This window comes from Bradyrhizobium sp. KZN70725 (assembly GCF_055264925.1).
Map to the genome: position 1 here is coordinate 87,123 of NZ_JBUYWT010000014.1, position 18,039 is coordinate 105,161.

17 protein-coding genes are annotated in these 18,039 nt (G+C 65.5%); 10 read left to right on the plus strand and 7 right to left on the minus strand.

Annotation, left to right across the window (positions count from 1 at the left end; translation table 11 throughout):
• Positions 1-114: 114 nt before the first annotated feature.
• Positions 115-978, plus strand: coding sequence for an EamA family transporter (locus ACZBJS_RS16115; RefSeq protein WP_316395362.1), 864 nt, complete (start codon positions 115-117; stop codon positions 976-978).
• An 89-nt stretch (positions 979-1,067) separates the two neighbouring features.
• On the plus strand, positions 1,068-2,276 hold the full coding sequence (locus ACZBJS_RS16120) for a YbfB/YjiJ family MFS transporter (protein ID WP_316395363.1): 1,209 nt from the start codon (positions 1,068-1,070) through the stop codon (positions 2,274-2,276).
• A 113-nt stretch (positions 2,277-2,389) separates the two neighbouring features.
• Here the strand turns inward: ACZBJS_RS16120 and ACZBJS_RS16125 are convergent, their stop codons facing one another.
• The 3 genes from ACZBJS_RS16125 to ACZBJS_RS16135 form a co-directional block, all read right to left on the minus strand.
• On the minus strand, positions 2,390-3,175 hold the full coding sequence (locus ACZBJS_RS16125; RefSeq protein WP_057020964.1) for a molybdopterin-binding protein: 786 nt from the start codon (positions 3,173-3,175) through the stop codon (positions 2,390-2,392).
• 10 nt (positions 3,176-3,185) lie between these two features.
• Positions 3,186-3,818 carry a cytochrome b/b6 domain-containing protein gene (locus tag ACZBJS_RS16130; RefSeq protein ID WP_076834681.1) on the minus strand — a complete coding sequence of 211 codons (633 nt, stop codon included), beginning with the start codon at positions 3,816-3,818 and terminating at the stop codon, positions 3,186-3,188.
• Positions 3,819-3,998: 180 nt separating this feature from the next.
• Positions 3,999-4,553: a fasciclin domain-containing protein gene (locus ACZBJS_RS16135; protein WP_057020966.1), complete on the minus strand. Its 555-nt coding sequence runs from the start codon at positions 4,551-4,553 to the stop codon at positions 3,999-4,001.
• Positions 4,554-4,878: 325 nt separating this feature from the next.
• Here ACZBJS_RS16135 and ACZBJS_RS16140 point away from each other — a divergent pair, with 325 nt between their 5' ends.
• Entirely contained in the window at positions 4,879-6,279 is a 1,401-nt protein-coding gene (locus ACZBJS_RS16140; RefSeq protein ID WP_316395364.1) for an MFS transporter, read from the plus strand.
• Positions 6,280-6,536: 257 nt separating this feature from the next.
• Here the strand turns inward: ACZBJS_RS16140 and ACZBJS_RS16145 are convergent, their stop codons facing one another.
• Positions 6,537-7,298, minus strand: coding sequence for an SDR family oxidoreductase (locus ACZBJS_RS16145; protein WP_229192485.1), 762 nt, complete (start codon positions 7,296-7,298; stop codon positions 6,537-6,539).
• An 86-nt stretch (positions 7,299-7,384) separates the two neighbouring features.
• On the opposite strand from ACZBJS_RS16145, the gene ACZBJS_RS16150 reads away from it, so the two are divergent.
• Complete coding sequence (locus ACZBJS_RS16150) at positions 7,385-8,914, plus strand: malonate--CoA ligase (protein ID WP_316395365.1); 1,530 nt, start codon at positions 7,385-7,387, stop codon at positions 8,912-8,914.
• 26 nt (positions 8,915-8,940) lie between these two features.
• Positions 8,941-9,465: a DUF3658 domain-containing protein gene (locus ACZBJS_RS16155; RefSeq protein ID WP_316395366.1), complete on the plus strand. Its 525-nt coding sequence runs from the start codon at positions 8,941-8,943 to the stop codon at positions 9,463-9,465.
• On the opposite strand, the gene ACZBJS_RS16160 is transcribed toward ACZBJS_RS16155, so the two are convergent.
• Together ACZBJS_RS16160 and ACZBJS_RS16165 are read right to left on the minus strand one after the other, a co-directional pair.
• Positions 9,443-10,303 carry a sulfite exporter TauE/SafE family protein gene (locus ACZBJS_RS16160; protein ID WP_316395367.1) on the minus strand — a complete coding sequence of 287 codons (861 nt, stop codon included), beginning with the start codon at positions 10,301-10,303 and terminating at the stop codon, positions 9,443-9,445. The two genes, ACZBJS_RS16155 and ACZBJS_RS16160, sit on opposite strands and share 23 nt — an antisense overlap.
• 13 nt (positions 10,304-10,316) lie before the next feature.
• A complete protein-coding gene (locus ACZBJS_RS16165; RefSeq protein ID WP_076834686.1) occupies positions 10,317-10,556 on the minus strand; it encodes a hypothetical protein in 240 nt (79 codons plus the stop codon).
• A 104-nt stretch (positions 10,557-10,660) separates the two neighbouring features.
• On the opposite strand from ACZBJS_RS16165, the gene ACZBJS_RS16170 reads away from it, so the two are divergent.
• The 5 genes from ACZBJS_RS16170 to ACZBJS_RS16190 all read left to right on the plus strand — a co-directional run bounded on the left by ACZBJS_RS16170 (position 10,661) and on the right by ACZBJS_RS16190 (position 15,244).
• A complete protein-coding gene (locus ACZBJS_RS16170; protein WP_316395368.1) occupies positions 10,661-11,581 on the plus strand; it encodes a LysR family transcriptional regulator in 921 nt (306 codons plus the stop codon).
• 229 nt (positions 11,582-11,810) lie between these two features.
• The gene (gene sdhC / locus ACZBJS_RS16175) at positions 11,811-12,209 is read left to right on the plus strand and encodes a succinate dehydrogenase, cytochrome b556 subunit (RefSeq protein ID WP_028337891.1); all 399 of its coding nucleotides are present in this window, start codon (positions 11,811-11,813) and stop codon (positions 12,207-12,209) included.
• 14 nt (positions 12,210-12,223) lie between these two features.
• Complete coding sequence (sdhD, locus tag ACZBJS_RS16180; RefSeq protein WP_316395425.1) at positions 12,224-12,598, plus strand: succinate dehydrogenase, hydrophobic membrane anchor protein; 375 nt, start codon at positions 12,224-12,226, stop codon at positions 12,596-12,598.
• A gap of 3 nt (positions 12,599-12,601) precedes the next feature.
• Positions 12,602-14,440, plus strand: coding sequence for a succinate dehydrogenase flavoprotein subunit (sdhA, locus tag ACZBJS_RS16185; RefSeq protein ID WP_316395369.1), 1,839 nt, complete (start codon positions 12,602-12,604; stop codon positions 14,438-14,440).
• An 18-nt stretch (positions 14,441-14,458) separates the two neighbouring features.
• Positions 14,459-15,244 (plus strand): succinate dehydrogenase iron-sulfur subunit, encoded by a 786-nt coding sequence (locus ACZBJS_RS16190; protein ID WP_028337893.1) that lies wholly within the window; start codon positions 14,459-14,461, stop codon positions 15,242-15,244.
• Positions 15,245-15,269: 25 nt separating this feature from the next.
• Here ACZBJS_RS16190 and ACZBJS_RS16195 read toward each other — a convergent pair whose 3' ends face one another.
• On the minus strand, positions 15,270-18,023 hold the full coding sequence (locus ACZBJS_RS16195) for a bifunctional acetate--CoA ligase family protein/GNAT family N-acetyltransferase (RefSeq protein ID WP_316395370.1): 2,754 nt from the start codon (positions 18,021-18,023) through the stop codon (positions 15,270-15,272).
• Positions 18,024-18,039: the final 16 nt, after the last annotated feature.

Sequence of the window (18,039 nt, forward strand, 5' to 3'; positions counted from 1 at the left end):
GAAATCCGGCCGGAGTGCTAAAGCGCCGGAGCCGGATTGGCAAGGCACCTCGGATCGGCCCAGAATGGTCCCAACGGGCAACCCGCGCCTCTAGAAGCCAACAAGACGGACCTCATGACCGCAGCCATCGTCTACGCCTTCGCCTCGGCGATTTTCCTCGGCGCCGGGGTGGTGCTGGCGCAGCTTGGCCTGCGCACCGTCGAGCCGCTGTCGGGCGCCGCGATCAGCGTGCCCACTTTCACCCTGCTATTCCTGGTGCTGTCGCCGCTGATCCTGCATGGCGAGCCGGTGGTCTGGCGTGCGCTGCCGATCTTCATGGCGATCGGGCTGTTCTTCCCGGCCTCGCTGACGCTCCTGACCTTTGCGTCAAACCGGGCGCTGGGACCGGTCATCACCTCGACGCTGGGCAATCTGGCGCCGCTGTTTGCGGTGACCGCCGCCGTGGTGCTGCTGCACGAGCCCTTGCTGCCGCAGCAGCTCATCGGCCTCGTCGTCGCGGTCGCGGGCGCCGCCATCATCACCGTGACGAGGCCGCGCGACCTCGGCCATTGGCGCAGCTGGGCGCTGCTGCTGCCGCTCGCGAGCGCGCTGGTGCGCGGCATCGTGCCGCCGATCGCCAAGCTCGGCCTTGCGATCTGGCCGAGCCCGCTATGGGCCTGCCTGGTCGGCTACGTCATGTCCTCGCTGGTGGTGCTGACCGTGCAACGGGTCCGCAAGGGCAGCTTCATGGTGCAGGCGCCGCGCGAGGGCCGGTTCTGGTTCGCGCTGACCGGGATCAGCAACGGGCTCAGCGCGCTCAGCCTGTTCGCCGCGGTCCGCAACGGCCCGATCACGCTGGTGGCGCCGCTCGCCGCTATCTACCCGCTGGTCACCGTGGTGATGAGCGCGATGATGCTCAAGCATGTCGAGATCACGGCGCGGATCGTCGGCGGAACCCTGCTGACCGTGATCGGCGTCGCGCTGGTCCTGATCGCCTGATTGCCTGATACGCAAGACAGTGTTGCGGGCATCGGCGCTGGGCAGCGCCGCCGCGGCCTGTCACAATGGCCGCATTGCCGGAGTGAATTGTGAGAGCCCCCGCCCCGTCCTACCCGCATCCCGCGCGGCTGATCCTTATTCTGTCGCTCGCACCGACGGTCGGTCTCGGCATCGGCCGGTTTGCCTATTCGCTGGTGCTGCCCGACATGCGCGAGCAGCTGGCCTGGTCCTATTCGGCCGCCGGCTTCATGAACACGATCAATGCCGCCGGCTATCTGGTCGGTGCGCTGCTCGCCTCGCGGCTGATTGAGCGCTTCGGACTTGCCGCATCGGTGCGCTGGTCGACGCTGGCCTGCGCGCTGTCGCTGGCGCTTTGCGCCCTCTCGGGCAATTTCGCGGTGCTGAGCTTTGCCCGCCTGCTGGTCGGCTTCGCCGCCGCGATCGGCTTTGTCGGCGGCGGCGCGCTTGCGGCGACCATCGCGCAATCGCGACCCGAACGCGCGAACTTCCTGCTCAGCCTGTTCTATGCCGGGCCGGGCGTCGGCATCCTCGCATCGGGCTTGATCGCGCCCTTCGTGCTGCAGGGCTTCGGCGCCGGCTCGTGGTGGATCGTGTGGTGGGCGATGACGCTGCTTTCCGCGATCATGACCGTGCCGCTGATGCTGGCGCCGCTCCACGCCAACACCGCCGCCGGCGGCATCGTGCGGACCCAATTCGCTGTCATGCCGGTCCTGATCTACCTCGCCGCCTACTTCCTGTTCGGCGCCGGTTACATCGCTTACATGACCTTCATGATCGCCTATGTCCGGGACGGCGGCGGCGGCGCGGCTGCACAGAGCGCGTTCTGGAGCCTGATCGGCGTCAGCGCATTCGTGACGCCCTGGGTCTGGGGGCGGGTGCTGGCGCTCGACCGCGGCGGGCTCGCCACCACCATCATCCTCGGCGTCAACGCCCTCGGCGCCAGCCTGCCGATCTTCGGGCATTCGCCGCTGCTGCTGGCGATCTCGGCGCTGGTGTTCGGCGTCGCCTTCTTCGCCGTGGTCGGCTCGACCACCGCCTTCGTGCGCTTCAACTACCCGCCGCAATCCTGGCCGACCGCGATCGCGGCGATGACCATCGCCTTCGGCATCGGCCAGACGCTCGGACCGATCGTGGTCGGCGCCATCACCGACGCTGTCGGCAGCCTGTCATTTGCGTTGAACGTGTCGGCCGCGATGCTCGCGCTCGGCGCGCTGCTGTCGGCGTTTCAGAGGAAGATCCCCTCCCAGCGTCGTCCCGGCGAAGGCCGGGACCCATAACCACAAGCGGTTGCGATGGAGGGAGCGTCTCCCAGCCTGCCTATTCCCTCGGCCGCGGAGTATGGGTCCCTGCTCCCGTGCGCAATTGCGCATTAGGCCGGGACGACAGCGAGTTAGCTTCCGCTGAACGAATTGTAGCCCTGGTCTTCCCAGTAGCCGCCCTTGTAGTCGTTGGTGACTTCCATCGAGAGCACGTATTTCGGGTTCTTGAAGCCGAGCTTGGTCGGGACCCGGATCTTCATCGGAAAGCCGTAGGCGCGCGGCAGGATCTCGTCGCCGAATTTGAACGTCATCTGGGTCTGCGGGTGCAGCGCCGAGCGCATGTCGAGCGGCGAGTTGTAGCCGTCCTTGTCGGCGCACTGGAACCAGACATATTTGGCACGGGTGTCGGCGCCGACCAGCTTGAGGAAATCGCGCAAGGGTGTACCGGTCCAGCTGCCGATCGCGCTCCAGCCTTCGACGCAGATATGCCGCGTCACCTGCTTGACCTGCGGCAGCTTGTACAATTCGTCGAGCGTCCACGACTTCTTGTTCTCGACCAGCCCGCGCACCTCGAGCTTCCAGTCCGCTGCCGCAATCTCAGGCGCGTCGTCGAGATCGTAATAGGCGTTGAACGGGAACGGCTTGGTGATCATGCTCTCGGGGAAGGTCGGCGCCAGCGCATCCGGATTGAACATCCAGGCCTGCACCGCATCGTTGAACTTCGAGACCTGCTTCAGCATTTCCTCGGCTGACGACGAATCGACCACATCGCAGCCGGTGAGCAGCGTCAGCGCGCCGAGGCTGGTGCCCGCCGTGATGAAGCGGCGGCGCGTCAGCTCCGGCATCGTCTTCACCGCATCGCGCACGAGCAGCTTCTTGTCGACACCGGGGATCAGGAGCTTGCGGAGACGACCCATGACTACCTCCCTAGCGTCCGATGATCATGGCGCGCAGGCTCTTCGGCACCAGCAGCGCGAGCGCGACATGGATCACCAGGAAGGCGACGATCAGCGCCATGCAGGTGAAGTGAACGTAGCGGGCGAAATCGTAGCCGCCGAACAGCGACACCAGCCAATGCAGCTGCACCGGCTTCCACATCGACAGGCCGGACAGCACGATGACGACGCCGACCACGATGATGCCGGCATAGAGCAGCTTCTGCACCGAATTGTATTTGCTGAGATCGTCATGCGACAGCTTGAAGGCCAGCGCCGCCTTGGTGTCGGCAATCACGCCGCCGGGGGTGATCGGCAGCAGCTTCTTGCGGAAGCGGCCGGTGGCGAAACCCAGCGCCAGATAGACCAAGCCGTTGGCCATCAACAGCCACATCGCGGCGAAATGCCAGAGCAGCGCACCGCCGAGCCAGCCGCCGAGCGTAATGCTCCGCGAGAAGGTGAAGCTAAATAGCGGCGAGGCGTTGTAGATCTGCCAGCCGGACATGATCATCAGGATCATCGCGAAGGCGTTGATCCAGTGCACCATGCGCACCCAGACCGGCTGGATCGCCTTCGCGGGCGTCGCGGTCTCTGCCTGGTGGTCGCTGACGGCAAGGCTCGTCATGGGATGTCTCTGCTCGTGATCGTTACCAGGTTATACGCCCGGAACCGGCGTTCCGTTACGGGGTCAGGCATCATCAGTTTGATATAGGCTGCTTCACATGGTCACAAAAATGCGAGCCGGGCGAGGCGCCGGCTCGCTATGTCGCGGGTCCTTTGAGGGACTAAAGCAGGCCGCCAGGTGTTACGTCGCCGGCATCAGCACGGTATCGACTACATGGATGACGCCGTTCGACTGGTTGACGTTGGAAATCGTCACCATCGAGCTGCCGCCCTTGGCATCGACGATCCAGACCTTGCCGTCCTGCTTCTTGACGGTCAGCTCCTCGCCCTCGGCGGTCTTCAGCTTCTTGCCGTCGGTGAGGTCGGAGGCCTCGAGCTTGCCCGGCACCACATGGTAGGTGAGGATCTTGGTCAGCGTCGCCTTGTTCTCGGGCTTGACGAGGGTGTCGACGGTTCCGGCCGGCAGCTTGCCGAACGCGGCATTGGTCGGCGCGAACACCGTGAACGGGCCCTTGCCTTCCAGCGTGCCGACCAGGCCCGCAGCCTTCACTGCGGCGACGAGCGTGGTGTGATCCTTCGAGTTGACGGCGTTCTGCACGATGTTCTTCGACGGGAACATCGCGGCGCCGCCGACCATCACGGTCTTTTCCTCGGCACGGACCGGCGCCACGACAGTGGCGGTGATCGCAAGCGCGCTGAAGGCGGCGGCGGCGAGATAGGCAATACGCTTCGACATGGTTTCATCTCCCGATGAGTAGGCCGACCGGCGAGGCTTCGCCGGCGTTGAAGGGGCAACAACGGCGCGTGCTGGTTGATCAGTGCGTCGTCGTTGGCTGAGCTACGGCAGGCTTTCCGGACGGTTTCCGGAAATAATTCTTTGTGATTGTTGAAACCGGCCGGCGCGCGCTGCGTACACGCGACGCCTCGCGCGCCCGGCATGCATTCCATTCAGCGGAATGGACGCGTGCGCTGCCGCGAGCAATTTGCTTGCCGCAGTCAGCTGATTGGTTCAGCTTGAGGTTGCGGCACAGCTTCGCAGAAAGCGGCCGCGGGGAGGCATCATGAGCAGCATCACGGCTGACGGCCACGCCGCACCTGCGGTGAACGATGCAAGTATCGACATCGGTCCGCTCGAGCAGAAGCACCTGCAATACGCCAACTACCGCGCGGTTGCGGACACAACCGAGATCACGAAAACGCATTGGCACATCGCCACCGCCAACGCGCTCGGCTGGGGCTTCGACGGCATGGACGGCGTGATCTTCGCGCTGATCTCGCCGATGGTGATCAAGGAATTTTCGCTGAGCCTGCCGGAGTACCGCTCCGGCATGCAGATCGCGCTGTTCGTCGGCATCGCGGGGCTTTACTTCTGGCCATGGCTCGCCGACCGCTACGGTCGCCGCACGCTGCTCGCCGTCAATATCGCGCTGTTCTCGCTCCTGATGCCGGTCGCGGCGATGTCGCCGACCTTCGCGGTGTTCGTGATCGCGCGCTCGCTATTGTTCTTCGCGCTCAACGGCGAATGGTCGCTGGGCTCGATGCTGGTCGCGGAGACCTGGCCGGCCCGGCTGCGCGGCCGCGTCATCAGCATCACCCGCTCGGCCTGGTGCCTCGGCGCCACGCTCGCCGGCGCAATCACCGGGCTCGTGGCTGCCAATCTCGGCTGGCGCATCGCAGTGATGGTGCCCGGCGTGATCGCGCTGCTTGCGATCTATATCCGCTCCACCTGCCCGGAATCGCCCTATTGGGTGCGCGCGCAGGACCGCAAGCGGCGCATCTCGGAGACGCTGGCGCGCGGCGGCACGGTCAGCGCCGAGGACAGCGCCTGGTTCGGCAAGGCCAAGTCGGTCGGCATCCGCCAGGTGTTCATGCCCGACGTGCTGCCCGCCACGCTTGTTGCGCTGTTCGTCGCCTGCGCCTCGACCTGCATCTACGGCACGGTCGGCGCCTGGATGCCGCTGTATCTGTCGACCGAGAAGCACTGGTCGACCGCCGAGTACAGCCTGTTCTACGTGTTCTACGGGCTCTGCGGCTTCCTTGGACTGTGCTTGGTGGGCTGGCTGATCGACAAGATCGGCCGCCGCCGCACCTTCATCATCACCCTGATCGAGGGTGCGATCTTCATGACGCTCTGGGTCTATTCCGAAGACCGCGTGCTGCTATGGACGTTCGGGCTCGCCTGGTGTCTCGGCTTCCTCGGCTTCTGGGGGCCGAGCACGACGCTGACCGCTGAGATCTTCCCGACCCGCATCCGCGGCGCCGCCAACGGCGTGGTCTGGGCGATCGCCTATTTCGTCGGCTTCGTGCTGTTTCCCTTCGTCTCGATCGCGCTTCAGCAGCACACCGGCTCGTTCGCGCTGTCGTTCCTCTGCATCCCGGTGCTGATGATCGCGATGGCGATCGGCGTGTTCCTGTTCGTGCCGGAGCATACCGGGAAAGAGCTGAACGAGATCATCGAGTGAGTCGCGCGGGACTCCGTCGTTTGTAGCCCGGATCAAGCGCAGCGAGATCCGGAACCAGCCTCTCCGCGGGCAGACCGTCGGATTACGCTTCGCTCCATCCGGGCTACGGAGCTCCAACCTCCCCTTGAAAAGGGGAGGTCGCTTTGCTCGCAGAGCAAAGCGGGTGGGGATCAGCGCTCTCCGCATACAGCATAGCCTGCGGCTGACCCCCATCCCGGCCTTCCCCCTTTCAGGGGGAAGGAGAAGACGGTCCTCATCTAATCCCGGTTCGCCGGCGTCTGGATGAAGCCGCGGTTGTGGGTCGGGCTGATCAGGATCTCGTTCATGCACACCCGTGCCGGCATGCTGGCGACGAAGGCGATGGTGCGGCCGCAATCCTCGGGCTGCAGCATCTTGGCCTGCTCGGCTTCGCTCGGCACCACCGGCCGCTGCTTCAGGATTGGGGTCGCGACCTCGCCCGGCGACAGGCAGCAAGCGCGCAGGCCGTTGACGCATTCGTCCATGTTGAAGGAATGGGTCAGCGCCAGCACCGCGTGCTTGGTCGTGGTGTAGGCCGGGCCCGGCATCTTCGAGACGTGGCGGCCGGCCCAGGAGGCGACGTTGATGATGCAGCCGTCCTTCTGCTTGCGCATCGTCGGCAGCACCGCGCGCATGCAGTAGAGCACGCCGTTGAGGTTGACCTCGACGAGCTTGTCCCAGCCTTCCAGTTCCATGTCGGCCCAGCTGCGCTTCGGCACATTGATGCCGGCGCTGTTGACCAGGAGGTCGATGCGGCCGTGCTTGCCGACGATCGTCTCGGCGGCCTTGTTGACGTCGGCCTTGTTGCTGACATCGAGCGGGATCGCCTCGGCCTTGCCGCCCTTTTTGGTGATGTTGGCCACCACGCGGTCGAGCTCTTCCTTGCGGCGGCCGGAGACCACCACCGTCCAGCCGTCCGCAGCCAGGAATTCCGCCCCGGATTCGCCGATTCCAGTGCCGCCGCCGGTGACCCAGGCCACGCGTTTCCCATTATTTGTCATGCAAACTGTCTCCGTTGCTTTCTGAAGGGCGTTTTTGCTAATCCAGCCGAACTCTTCCGGCCCTTCGCCCCTCGGGGAATCTTTGCATGAACACGACCACCAACGCCAACCTGTTTTCCCGCCTGTTCGACGGCCTCGACGACCCCAGCCGGCTCGCGATCGAGCAGCTCGACGGCAGCCGCATCTCCTATGGCGATCTGATCGCGCGCGCCGGCCAGATGGCGAACGTGCTGGTCGAGCGCGGCGTCAAGCCGGGCGACCGCGTCGCGGCGCAGACCGAGAAGTCGGTTTCGGCCCTGGTGCTGTATCTCGCCACCGTGCGCGCCGGCGGCGCCTATCTGCCGCTCAACACCGCCTATACACTGAACGAGCTCGAATACTTCATCACCGACGCCGAGCCGGCGCTGGTGGTCTGCGATCCTTCCAAGCAGGACGGCATCAAGGCGATCGCCGCCAAGGTAGGCGCCAAGGTCGAGACGCTCGGTGCCAACGGCAACGGCTCGCTGACCGAGGCCGCCGACCAGGCGGCGAAGGAATTCGCCACCGTGCCGCGCGGCAACAATGATCTCGCCGCGATCCTCTACACGTCGGGCACCACCGGCCGCTCCAAGGGCGCGATGCTGTCGCACGACAATCTGGCCTCGAACTCGTACTCGCTGGTCGACTACTGGCGCTTCACCGACAAGGACGTGCTGATCCACGCGCTGCCGATCTATCACACCCACGGCCTGTTCGTGGCCAGCAACGTGACGCTGTTTGCGCGCGCCTCGATGATCTTCCTGCCGAAGTTCGACCCGGACGTGATCATCAAGCTGATGGCGCGCGCCACCGTGATGATGGGCGTGCCTACCTTCTATACCCGCCTGCTGCAGAATCCCGGCCTGAACAAGGACGCCACCGGGCACATGCGGCTGTTCATCTCGGGCTCGGCGCCGCTGCTCGCCGACACCCATCGCGAATGGTCTGATCGCACCGGCCACGCCGTGCTCGAGCGCTACGGCATGACCGAGACCAACATGAACACGAGCAACCCCTATGACGGCGACCGCGTGCCCGGCGCGGTCGGCGTCGCGCTGCCCGGCGTTTCGGTGCGGGTCACCGATCCCGAGACCGGCAAGGAGCTTCCGCGGGAGACCATCGGCATGATCGAGGTCAACGGCCCGAACGTGTTCCAGGGCTACTGGCGGATGCCGGAGAAGACCAAGGCCGAATTCCGCGCCGACGGCTTCTTCATCACCGGCGACCTCGGCAAGATCGACGACAAGGGCTATGTCCACATCCTCGGCCGCGGCAAGGATCTTGTGATCTCGGGCGGCTTCAATGTCTATCCGAAGGAGATCGAGAGCGAGATCGACGCCATGCCCGGCGTGATCGAGTCAGCCGTGATCGGCGTGCCGCATGCCGATTTCGGCGAAGGCGTCACCGCCGTTCTGGTCTGCGCCAAGGGCGCCGATGTCAGCGAGGCCGCGGTGCTGAAGGCGCTCGACGGACGGCTGGCGAAGTTCAAGATGCCGAAGCGCGTCTTCGTCGTCGAGGAATTGCCGCGCAACGCGATGGGCAAGGTGCAGAAGAATATTTTGCGCGATACGTATAAGGATATCTACGCAAAGGGATGAAGCCGCAAGAACGTCGTGAGGGGTAGATGGAGCGGGAGCAGGCTATCCAGATTAACGATCAACTCGTCATCGCGCACGAGGCGATGAAGAAGGCTCGAGTCGCGATTGCGGAGCTCGGAAAACAGGAGCGACTTGAATTGGATGGCCCGCTTTATGACCTCCTGCTCGAGCTGAAATGGCAGGTGATGCTACCGCTCTACGAACAGTTTCGCGACCTGATGAAGCTGGAGCTTCATGAAGAACTGCCTCCCCCGACCTCCGAACTGAAGTGGAGCGACGTGCGTCTCCCCCGCGACGCTACGGAAGCTGCGCTCGACGACATCATCATGTCGGCCCTGACATCGCGATGGCAAAAGGTCGCGATGATTATAGGGGTCGCGATGGCAGACTGCGAGAAACTGAAATTGCCAATAGCTCCTGAAATGATCGGAGCACGCTTGCGATTCCTGTCCCACGCCGATCGGATCGAGGGTGTCGGAGACCTCCGACGGTCGGGTCACAGCGAAGTACGGCTGAAGGACGAGCCGATCAGTGCCCTCCGACGAGGCTGATCACGAACCGTCCGCCGACAATGAAGAGATAGGCCCCGAACGCCACCTCCAGCGCCCGCTTCGACAGCGCGTGCGCGACCTTGACGCCGAGCGGCGCGGTGACGAGCGTGGTGGGCATTACCAGCAGCGCACCGATCAGCGAAACGTAGCCGAGCGCGAACGGCAGCTGCAACGCGGTGACGTCGGGGAAGCGCGCGGCGGCGGGCCAACCGGCATAGACGTAACCCAGCGCACCGGGGATCGAGATCAGCACCGCGAGCGCCGAAGACGTCGCGACTGCCTGATGGATCGGCCGGCCGTAGAAGGTCATCAGCAAATTGGCGAACAGGCCGCCGCCGATGCCCATCAGCGTCGAGAGCAGGCCGACGAAGAAGCCATAGACGCGCATCAGGAAGCCCTTCGGCACGTCGTCGCCGAACTTCCAGGTCTCGCGCGCCAGCAGCAGGCGCGCGGCCGCCGACCACGCCACCATCACGAACACGATCTTGAACAGCCGCTCCGGCGCGAACCGCGCGGTGACGCTGCCGGCGGCGACGCCGATCACGATCGGCAGCCACCAGCGCTTCAGGATCTCCATATCGACCGCGCCGCGGCGATAATGGGCGCGGAACGAGCTCAGCGAGGTCGGGATGATGATCGCGAGCGAGGTGCCGATACACAGCGGCATCCGCACCTCGAGCGGCACGCCCGCCAGCCGGAAGCATTCGTAGAACACCGGCACCAGGATCGCGCCGCCGCCGATGCCGAACAGGCCGGCGAGAAAGCCGGACAGCGCCCCGACCGCAATCAGCAGCAGCGCAAGTTCGAGCAATTCCTTGGGATCGAGGCCGGCCATCATGTCCTTCGCATCGTCAGGAGGCGCCTGCCTCGGTGCGGTCGGCCAACCACAGTGCGACCAGCGCTGCCACGGGAGCAGCGACCGCAATCAAGGCAAAGCGGAGTGGGATCGAGGACGTCGCGCCCTGCATCGGCAACGTCAGCACGTCGATTAACAGTCCGACGCAGGAGAAAACAAGCAGGATGGCCGGATCGTCGGCGCCGGCACGTCCGCGCCGCTCGAGCGAATTTGGACGGATGGACGTTGAGGCCATGTCGAACTCCTCAAATCGTGGAGCCGTCAGGCTAGACCCTTCTGGAAGACGGGGGTATTGCTGCAGATGAGCAGGCTCTCTTGCGAAATGCGGAAGGATCGGGCTTGGACCGGCTTGCGGCGATGGCGGCCTTTGTCCGCGCGGTCGAGAGCGGCAGCCTGTCGGCGGCCGCGCGCTCGCTGCCGAGCTCGCTGACCTCGGTGAGCCGGCAGATCAGCGCGCTCGAGGAGCATTTCGGCACTCGCCTGCTGCTGCGCACCACCCGCCAGCTCGCGCTGACCGACGACGGACGCATCCTCTACGAGCGCGCGAAATCGATCCTCGGCGAAGTCAGGGAGATCGAGGCGGCGCTGGCGCGCGACCCGCATCAGCCATCGGGACGGATCCGCGTCAGCTCGCCGAGTCTGATCGGACGGCTCGTGATCGCGCCGCTGCTGGTCGAGTTTCTGCGCCGCCATCCGGCGCTGTCCGTCGACCTTCTTCTGGTCGACCGCGCCGTCGACATGGTCGAGGAGGATATCCATCTGGCTATACGCATCGGCCGCTTGCGCGACTCGCAGCTGGTAGCGCGCAAGCTCACCGATCTGCAGATGATTGTGTGCGCGTCGCCGGACTACCTGGCCCGGCGCGGCGCGCCGCAGACACCGGTTGATCTTGCCGGGCATGACTGCCTGGTGTTTTCCGATTCGCCCGGCAGCGCGGAGTGGCGCTTTGCCGACGGCAGCAAGACGGGTCGCAAAATCCGCATATCCGGTCGGCTCTGGATGAATAGCCTCGACGCGCTGGTCAGCGCGGCGCGGGAGGGCGCCGGCATCGTCCGCGTGCCGTCCTGGCAAGTGCAGTCCGAGCTCGCCGACGGTCGCCTGACGCGCCTGTTGATCGACCATGAGCCGGCGCCGACGCCGCTACATCTGATGCTTCAGCCGTCACGTCTCGCATCGCCTAAGATCAGGGCATTTGTCGATTATCTGGTGGAACGCTGGGGCAAAATCGACGCCTTGCGCCCCCCGTTTGCGGGCAGCTGAGCGCGCCAATCGATCCTCGAACATCTCAATTCACTACTTGGTTCGCTCAACCTTGCATCTGGTATACCACACTGCGGATCAACCAGAATTCGGCAACTCTAACAATGAACTTCGGTTCGACCGAAGGCTATTTGGCCGTTGCGCGGGGTGATCCGACTCCGTAAATAGAACTCCTCTACCGCGTTCCCCGATGGGCCGGCCGCGGTCCCTCACAACATAAAGCCCGCCGATGACCGCCAGGATCGAACGACCGCTTTCACCCCATTTGCAGACCTACCGGTGGACGCTGACGATGGCGCTGTCCATCGTCCACCGCGCCACGGGTCTGGCCCTCTATTTCGGCACGCTGCTGCTGGCCTGGTGGCTGATCGCCGCCGCTTCCGGCCCCTCGGCTTACGCCAACGTCCAGGCCTTCACCGGCAGCGCGATCGGCAAGCTGATCGTGTTCGGCTACACATGGGCGCTGATGCACCATCTCTGCAGCGGCATCCGGCATTTCGTCTGGGACCTCGGCTACGGCTTCAAGGCCAATGAGCGCGAAGCCCTGACCTGGGGCGCGCTGGTCGCCGGCATCGCGTTGACCGTTTTGGTCTGGATCATTGCCTACGCCGTGGGAGGTGGACGATGAGCGGCCCCTCCTCGATGCGCACGCCGCTGGAGCGCGTCCGCGGCCTCGGCTCCGCGCACACCGGCACGGGCGATTTCTGGCGCCAGCGCCTCACCGCGGTTGCGATGACGCTGCTGATCGTTCCCGTGATCGTCGTGGTGATCACGCTGATCGGCCGCAACCATGCCGGCGCGGCGCAGATCCTCGGCTCGATCCCGATCGCCATGATCCTGCTGCTCTTCATCGTCGCCAGCACCTGGCACATGAAGATCGGCATGCAGGTCGTGATCGAGGACTACATCCATAACGAGAAGCTGAAGATCGCCAGCGTGATGGCGAACAACTTCTTCTGCGTCGCGGTCGCATTGGCCTCGATCTACGCAATCCTCAAATTGTCGTCGGGAGTTTGATCCATGGCCGGTGAAGGAAACGGCAAGGCCACCAACGGTGGCCCGGCCACGAACGGCAAGGCCTACCCGATCCAGGACCACACCTACGACGTCGTCGTGGTCGGCGCCGGCGGCGCGGGCCTGCGCGCAGTGGTCGGCTGTTCGGAAGCCGGGCTGCGCACCGCATGCATCACCAAGGTGTTCCCGACCCGCTCGCACACGGTGGCGGCGCAGGGCGGCATCTCGGCCTCGCTCGGCAACATGCATCAGGACGACTGGCGCTGGCACATGTACGACACCGTGAAGGGGTCGGACTGGCTCGGCGACCAGGACGCGATCGAATACATGGTGCGCAACGCGCCCGACGCGGTCTACGAGCTCGAGCACTGGGGCGTTCCGTTCTCGCGCACCGAGGACGGCAAGATCTATCAGCGCCCGTTCGGCGGCATGACCATCGACTTCGGCAAGAGCCAGGCACAGCGCACCTGCGCCGCCGCCGACCGCACCGGCCACGCCATGCTGCACACGATGTACGGCCAGTCGCTGCGCCACTCGGCCGAGTTCTTCATCGAGTTCTTCGCCATTGACCTGATCATGGACGATCAGGGCGTCTGCCGCGGCGTCATCGCGCTCAAGCTCGATGACGGCACGCTGCATCGCTTCCGCGCCCAGACCACGATCCTGGCGACCGGCGGCTATGGTCGCGCCTACGCCTCCTGCACATCGGCGCACACCTGCACCGGCGACGGCGGCGGCATGGTGCTGCGCGCCGGCCTGCCGCTGCAGGACCTGGAATTCGTCCAATTCCATCCGACCGGCATCTACGGCTCGGGCTGCCTCGTCACCGAAGGCGCCCGCGGCGAAGGCGGCTATCTCGTCAACTCCGAGGGCGAGCGCTTTATGGAGCGCTATGCGCCGTCGGCCAAGGACCTCGCTTCGCGCGACGTCGTCTCGCGCGCGATGACGATCGAGATCCGCGAAGGCCGCGGCGTCGGCAAGAAGAAGGACCACATCTTCCTGCACCTCGACCACCTCGATCCGAAGGTGCTGCATGAGCGGCTGCCGGGCATCTCCGAATCGGCCAAGATCTTCGCCAATGTCGACGTCACCCGCGAGCCGATCCCGATCGTGCCGACCGTGCACTACAACATGGGCGGCATCGCCACGAATTATCACGCCGAGGTGCTGACCAAGCGCAATGGCGACGACAATTCGGTGGTGCCGGGCCTGATGGCGATCGGCGAAGCGGCCTGCGTCTCGGTGCACGGCGCCAACCGCCTCGGCTCCAACTCGCTGATCGACCTCGTGGTGTTCGGCCGCGCCGCGGCGATGCGCCTTGCCGACAAGCTGACCGCGAACGCCAAGCAGCCGGAGCTGCCGAAGGATTCCGCCGACCTCGCGCTCGGCCGGCTCGATCATTTCCGCCATGCCTCCGGCGGCACGCCGACCGCGAAGCTGCGCGACAGCATGCAGCATGTGATGCAGAACAATTGCGCGGTGTTCCGCACCGGCGACGTGCTGCAGGAAGGCCAGAACCTGATCCACAAGGTCTATGGCGGCGTCGGCGACATCTCGGTGTCGGACCGCTCGCTGGTGTGGAATTCCGACCTGGTCGAGACGCTGGAATTCGACAATCTGATCGTGCAGGCGGTCGTGACGATGGATTCGGCGGCCAACCGCACCGAAAGCCGCGGCGCGCATGCGCGCGAGGACTTCCCGGACCGCAACGACAAGGACTGGATGAAGCACACGCTGACCTGGATCGATCCGGCCGGCAAGACCGCGATCGAGTACCGTCCGGTGCACAGCTACACGATGACCAATGACGTGCAGTACATCCCGCCGAAGGCGCGGGTCTACTGAGAACGAAGGCGAGCAAGCATGGTTGAATTCGCACTTCCGAAGAATTCGAAGATTTCCGGCGGCAAGACCTGGCCGAAGCCGGCCGGCGCCACCGAGACGCGCGAATTTCGGGTGTATCGCTGGAACCCGGACGACGGCAAGAATCCGAGCGTCGACACCTATCATGTCGACACCAATGATTGCGGTCCGATGGTGCTGGACGGCCTGATCTGGATCAAGAACCACATCGACCCGACGCTGACCTTCCGCCGCTCCTGCCGCGAAGGCGTCTGCGGCTCCTGCGCGATGAACATCGACGGCCAGAACACGCTGGCCTGCACCAAGTCGATGCACGACGTCGGCGCGGGCGGTGCGGTGAAGGTCAATCCGCTGCCGCACCAGCCGGTGGTGAAGGACCTGGTCCCGGACCTGACCAATTTCTACGCCCAATATGCCTCGATCGAGCCGTGGTTGAAGACCACGACGCCGACGCCGCAGAAGGAGTGGAGGCAGAGCCACGAGGACCGCGAGAAGCTCGACGGCCTCTACGAGTGCATCCTGTGCGCCTGCTGCTCGACCTCATGCCCGAGCTACTGGTGGAACAGCGAGCGCTTCCTCGGCCCCGCCGCGCTGCTGCAGGCAAACCGCTGGGTCACCGACTCCCGCGACGAAGCGACCGGCGAGCGGCTCGACAATCTCGAGGATCCGTTCCGCCTCTATCGCTGCCACACCATCATGAACTGCGCCAAGGCGTGTCCGAAGGGCCTCAACCCCTCCGAAGCGATCGCCGAGCTCAAGTTCAAGCTGGTCGAACGCCAAATCTGATCCGTTGCAGCCGCGGCTGGCGCTGTTATCGGCGGCCAGCCGCAGCGGGCCGGATCAGGATATCGGCGCCGACCGCATCGACGCCGGATCGATCGAGGTCGAGTACGACATCGACGATGCTGTGATCGTCCGGATCCATCGTCACGGTGAAGCCGAGATCGCGGCACATCCCGATCATCGTGGTGTTCTCGGTCAGCACCTGGCCGGACAGACGCTTCAATCCCTCCGACCGCGCATAGTGGATCAGGAGCTGCATCAGCGCCCAGCCGAGCCCTTTGCCCTTGAGATCGGACTGCAGCAGGATCGCGTATTCGGCATTCTCGTACAGCGAGTCCGAATGCAGCCGGACCGCACCCATCATCTCGCCGGTGTTCGGATCGAGCGCCACAAACGCCATCGCCCGCGCATAGTCGAGCTGGGTCAGGCGCGCGATGAAGGCGTGCGAGAATTCCTTCATCGCATGGAAGAAGCGCAGCCTGAGGTCTTCGGCGGTGACGCGCTTGAAGAACTCGCTGACCATCGGCTCGTCTTCCGGCCGCATCGGGCGTACCGTGACACGCGAGCCGTCGCGCAGCGCAAGCTCACCTTCCCATTGCGACGGATAGGGCCGCACCGCGAGCCGCGTTTGGCCGGCAAACAGCCGCGCCGGCTTGCGGATCGCGACCCGCGCATCGAGCGCGAGCACGCCGCTCTCGTCCGCCAGCATCGGGTTGATGTCGAGCTCGGCGACCTCGGAAATGTCGGCCGCCATCTGCGCCAGCTTGACGAGGGTGAGCGGCACCACATCGGCCGGGACCGCCGGCACATCGCCATAGCCGCCGAGCAGCCGCGAGACGCGGGTGCGTCCGATCAACTCGCGGGCGAGATTCATGTCGAGCGGCGGCAGCGCCAGCGCCTTGTCGTTGATCACCTCGACCGCGGGGCCGCCACGCCCGAACACGATCACCGGACCGAAAGTCGGATCGTCGGCGATGCCGAGGATCAGTTCGCGCGCCGCGCGCCGCACGATCATCGGCTGGATCGTCACACCCTGCAGGGTGGCGTCGGGCCGCGCACTTCGTGCCCGCGCCATGACCGTCCGCGCAGCTTCAACGACGCTGTCCTTGGTGCGCAGGTCGAGGATCACGCCGCCGACGTCGGAGGCGTGCCGGATGTCGCGCGAGAACACCCTGACCACGATCGCATGTCCCTCGGCAAGGAACGGCGCCGCCTTCTCGGCAGCGTCCTCGGCACTGTTGGCGACGAGCGTCGTCGCGATCGGAATACGATAGGCCGCGAACAGAGCGACGATCTCGGCCGGATCGAGCCAGGCGCGCCCTTCCGACAGCGCGTTCACGACGACGTGGCGCGCCGCCGCCGTCTCCGGCGTGAACACCGATGCGACGCCAGGCGGGGTTGCGGCGAGCGCGGTCGAGGCCTCGCGATAGCGCACCAGATACATGAAGGCGCGCACCGCATCGTCCTCGGTCGGGAAGTGCGGAATCCGTGCCGCCTCGAAGATCGCGCCGGTGCGCTCGTCGGCGCCGACCCAGGCCGCGAGCACCAGTGCGGCGACCGCACTCCGCTTCGTCCTGCGGTCGCGGACGCATTGCGCCACCGCCTCTGCAATTCCTTGGGCCGGCGCAACCGCGGTTTCCACATTCGCGACCAGCACCGCATCGCTGTTCGCATCATCGAGCAGTGCGCTGAGCGCCACCACGTAGCGATCGGCATCGGCATCGCCCGCGATGTCGACCGGATTGGCATAGGACCAGCCCGGCGGCAGCACCTTGTCGAGCCGTTCGATGGTCTCCGCCGTCAGTGTCGCAGGAACGCCGCCGAGCTCGGCCAGCCGGTCGGTCGCGAGGATGCCGAGCCCGCCGCCATTGGTCAGGATCGCCAGTCGGTTGCCGCGCGGAACGAAGCCGCGGCCAAGCAGTTCGGCGCAATCGAACAGCTGACGCAGGTCGTAGACGCGCAGCATGCCGGCGCGACGGAATGCGGCGTCGTAGACCGCATCGGAGCCGGCCAGCGCGCCGGTGTGGGTCGCGGCGGCCTTGGCGCCCTGCTCCATCCGTCCCGACTTGACGATGACGACCGGCTTCAGCCGCGCCGCGGCGCGCGCCGCCGACATGAACTTGCGCGCGTCCTTGACGGCTTCGAGATAGATCAGGATCGCGCTGGTGTGGTCGTCGAGCGCGAAATAATCCAGGAGGTCGGCGACGTCGACATCGAGCTGGTCGCCGATCGACGCGATGCCGGAGAAGCCGAGCCGCCGCTCCGCCGCCCATTCGATCATCGCCGACGCGACCGCGCCGGACTGCGAGATCAGAGCAACGTGCCCGTCGGACGGCTGATGCGAGGCGAAGCTCGCATTGAGCTTGGCGCGCGGCACCATGACGCCGAGGCAATTCGGCCCGATCAGGCGCATGCCATGCCGTCGCGCCATCTGCCCCGCAGTCTCCGCGAGCGAGCCCGCGCCATGGCCAAGACCGGCCGACAGGATTGCCGCACCGGCAACGCCGGCCGAAGCCGCCTCCGCGACGATTTCGGGAACCGCCGCCGCCGGTGCGCTGATGACGACGAGATCCGGAACGAATGGCAGCGATTTCAGGTCGGGGACGGTCGGGGTACCATCGACGTCAGAATAGTTCCGATTGACGACGCCGACGCGGCCGGTGAAGCCGCTCGCTCTGATGTTCCTGAGCACCGCCGCGCCGAGCGACGACGGACGCGGGCTGCCGCCGACGATTGCGATGCTTCGAGGCGAAAATAGCCGCTCCAGGCCGTACGTCGACATTGCAGGGTCTCGCAGG

What these genes read in the sequence shown, in the direction of transcription:
- ACZBJS_RS16115 (WP_316395362.1), top strand. Translation starts at nt 115, where the DNA reads ATGACCGCAGCCATCGTCTACGCCTTCGCCTCGGCGATTTTCCTCGGC.
- ACZBJS_RS16125 (WP_057020964.1), bottom strand. Translation starts at nt 3,175, where the DNA reads ATGGGTCGTCTCCGCAAGCTCCTGATCCCCGGTGTCGACAAGAAGCTG.
- ACZBJS_RS16130 (WP_076834681.1), bottom strand. Translation starts at nt 3,818, where the DNA reads ATGACGAGCCTTGCCGTCAGCGACCACCAGGCAGAGACCGCGACGCCC.
- ACZBJS_RS16135 (WP_057020966.1), bottom strand. Translation starts at nt 4,553, where the DNA reads ATGTCGAAGCGTATTGCCTATCTCGCCGCCGCCGCCTTCAGCGCGCTT.
- ACZBJS_RS16140 (WP_316395364.1), top strand. Translation starts at nt 4,879, where the DNA reads ATGAGCAGCATCACGGCTGACGGCCACGCCGCACCTGCGGTGAACGAT.
- ACZBJS_RS16145 (WP_229192485.1), bottom strand. Translation starts at nt 7,298, where the DNA reads ATGACAAATAATGGGAAACGCGTGGCCTGGGTCACCGGCGGCGGCACT.
- ACZBJS_RS16150 (WP_316395365.1), top strand. Translation starts at nt 7,385, where the DNA reads ATGAACACGACCACCAACGCCAACCTGTTTTCCCGCCTGTTCGACGGC.
- ACZBJS_RS16155 (WP_316395366.1), top strand. Translation starts at nt 8,941, where the DNA reads ATGGAGCGGGAGCAGGCTATCCAGATTAACGATCAACTCGTCATCGCG.
- ACZBJS_RS16160 (WP_316395367.1), bottom strand. Translation starts at nt 10,303, where the DNA reads ATGATGGCCGGCCTCGATCCCAAGGAATTGCTCGAACTTGCGCTGCTG.
- ACZBJS_RS16165 (WP_076834686.1), bottom strand. Translation starts at nt 10,556, where the DNA reads ATGGCCTCAACGTCCATCCGTCCAAATTCGCTCGAGCGGCGCGGACGT.
- sdhC (WP_028337891.1), top strand. Translation starts at nt 11,811, where the DNA reads ATGACCGCCAGGATCGAACGACCGCTTTCACCCCATTTGCAGACCTAC.
- sdhD (WP_316395425.1), top strand. Translation starts at nt 12,224, where the DNA reads ATGCGCACGCCGCTGGAGCGCGTCCGCGGCCTCGGCTCCGCGCACACC.
- sdhA (WP_316395369.1), top strand. Translation starts at nt 12,602, where the DNA reads ATGGCCGGTGAAGGAAACGGCAAGGCCACCAACGGTGGCCCGGCCACG.
- ACZBJS_RS16190 (WP_028337893.1), top strand. Translation starts at nt 14,459, where the DNA reads ATGGTTGAATTCGCACTTCCGAAGAATTCGAAGATTTCCGGCGGCAAG.
- ACZBJS_RS16195 (WP_316395370.1), bottom strand. Translation starts at nt 18,023, where the DNA reads ATGTCGACGTACGGCCTGGAGCGGCTATTTTCGCCTCGAAGCATCGCA.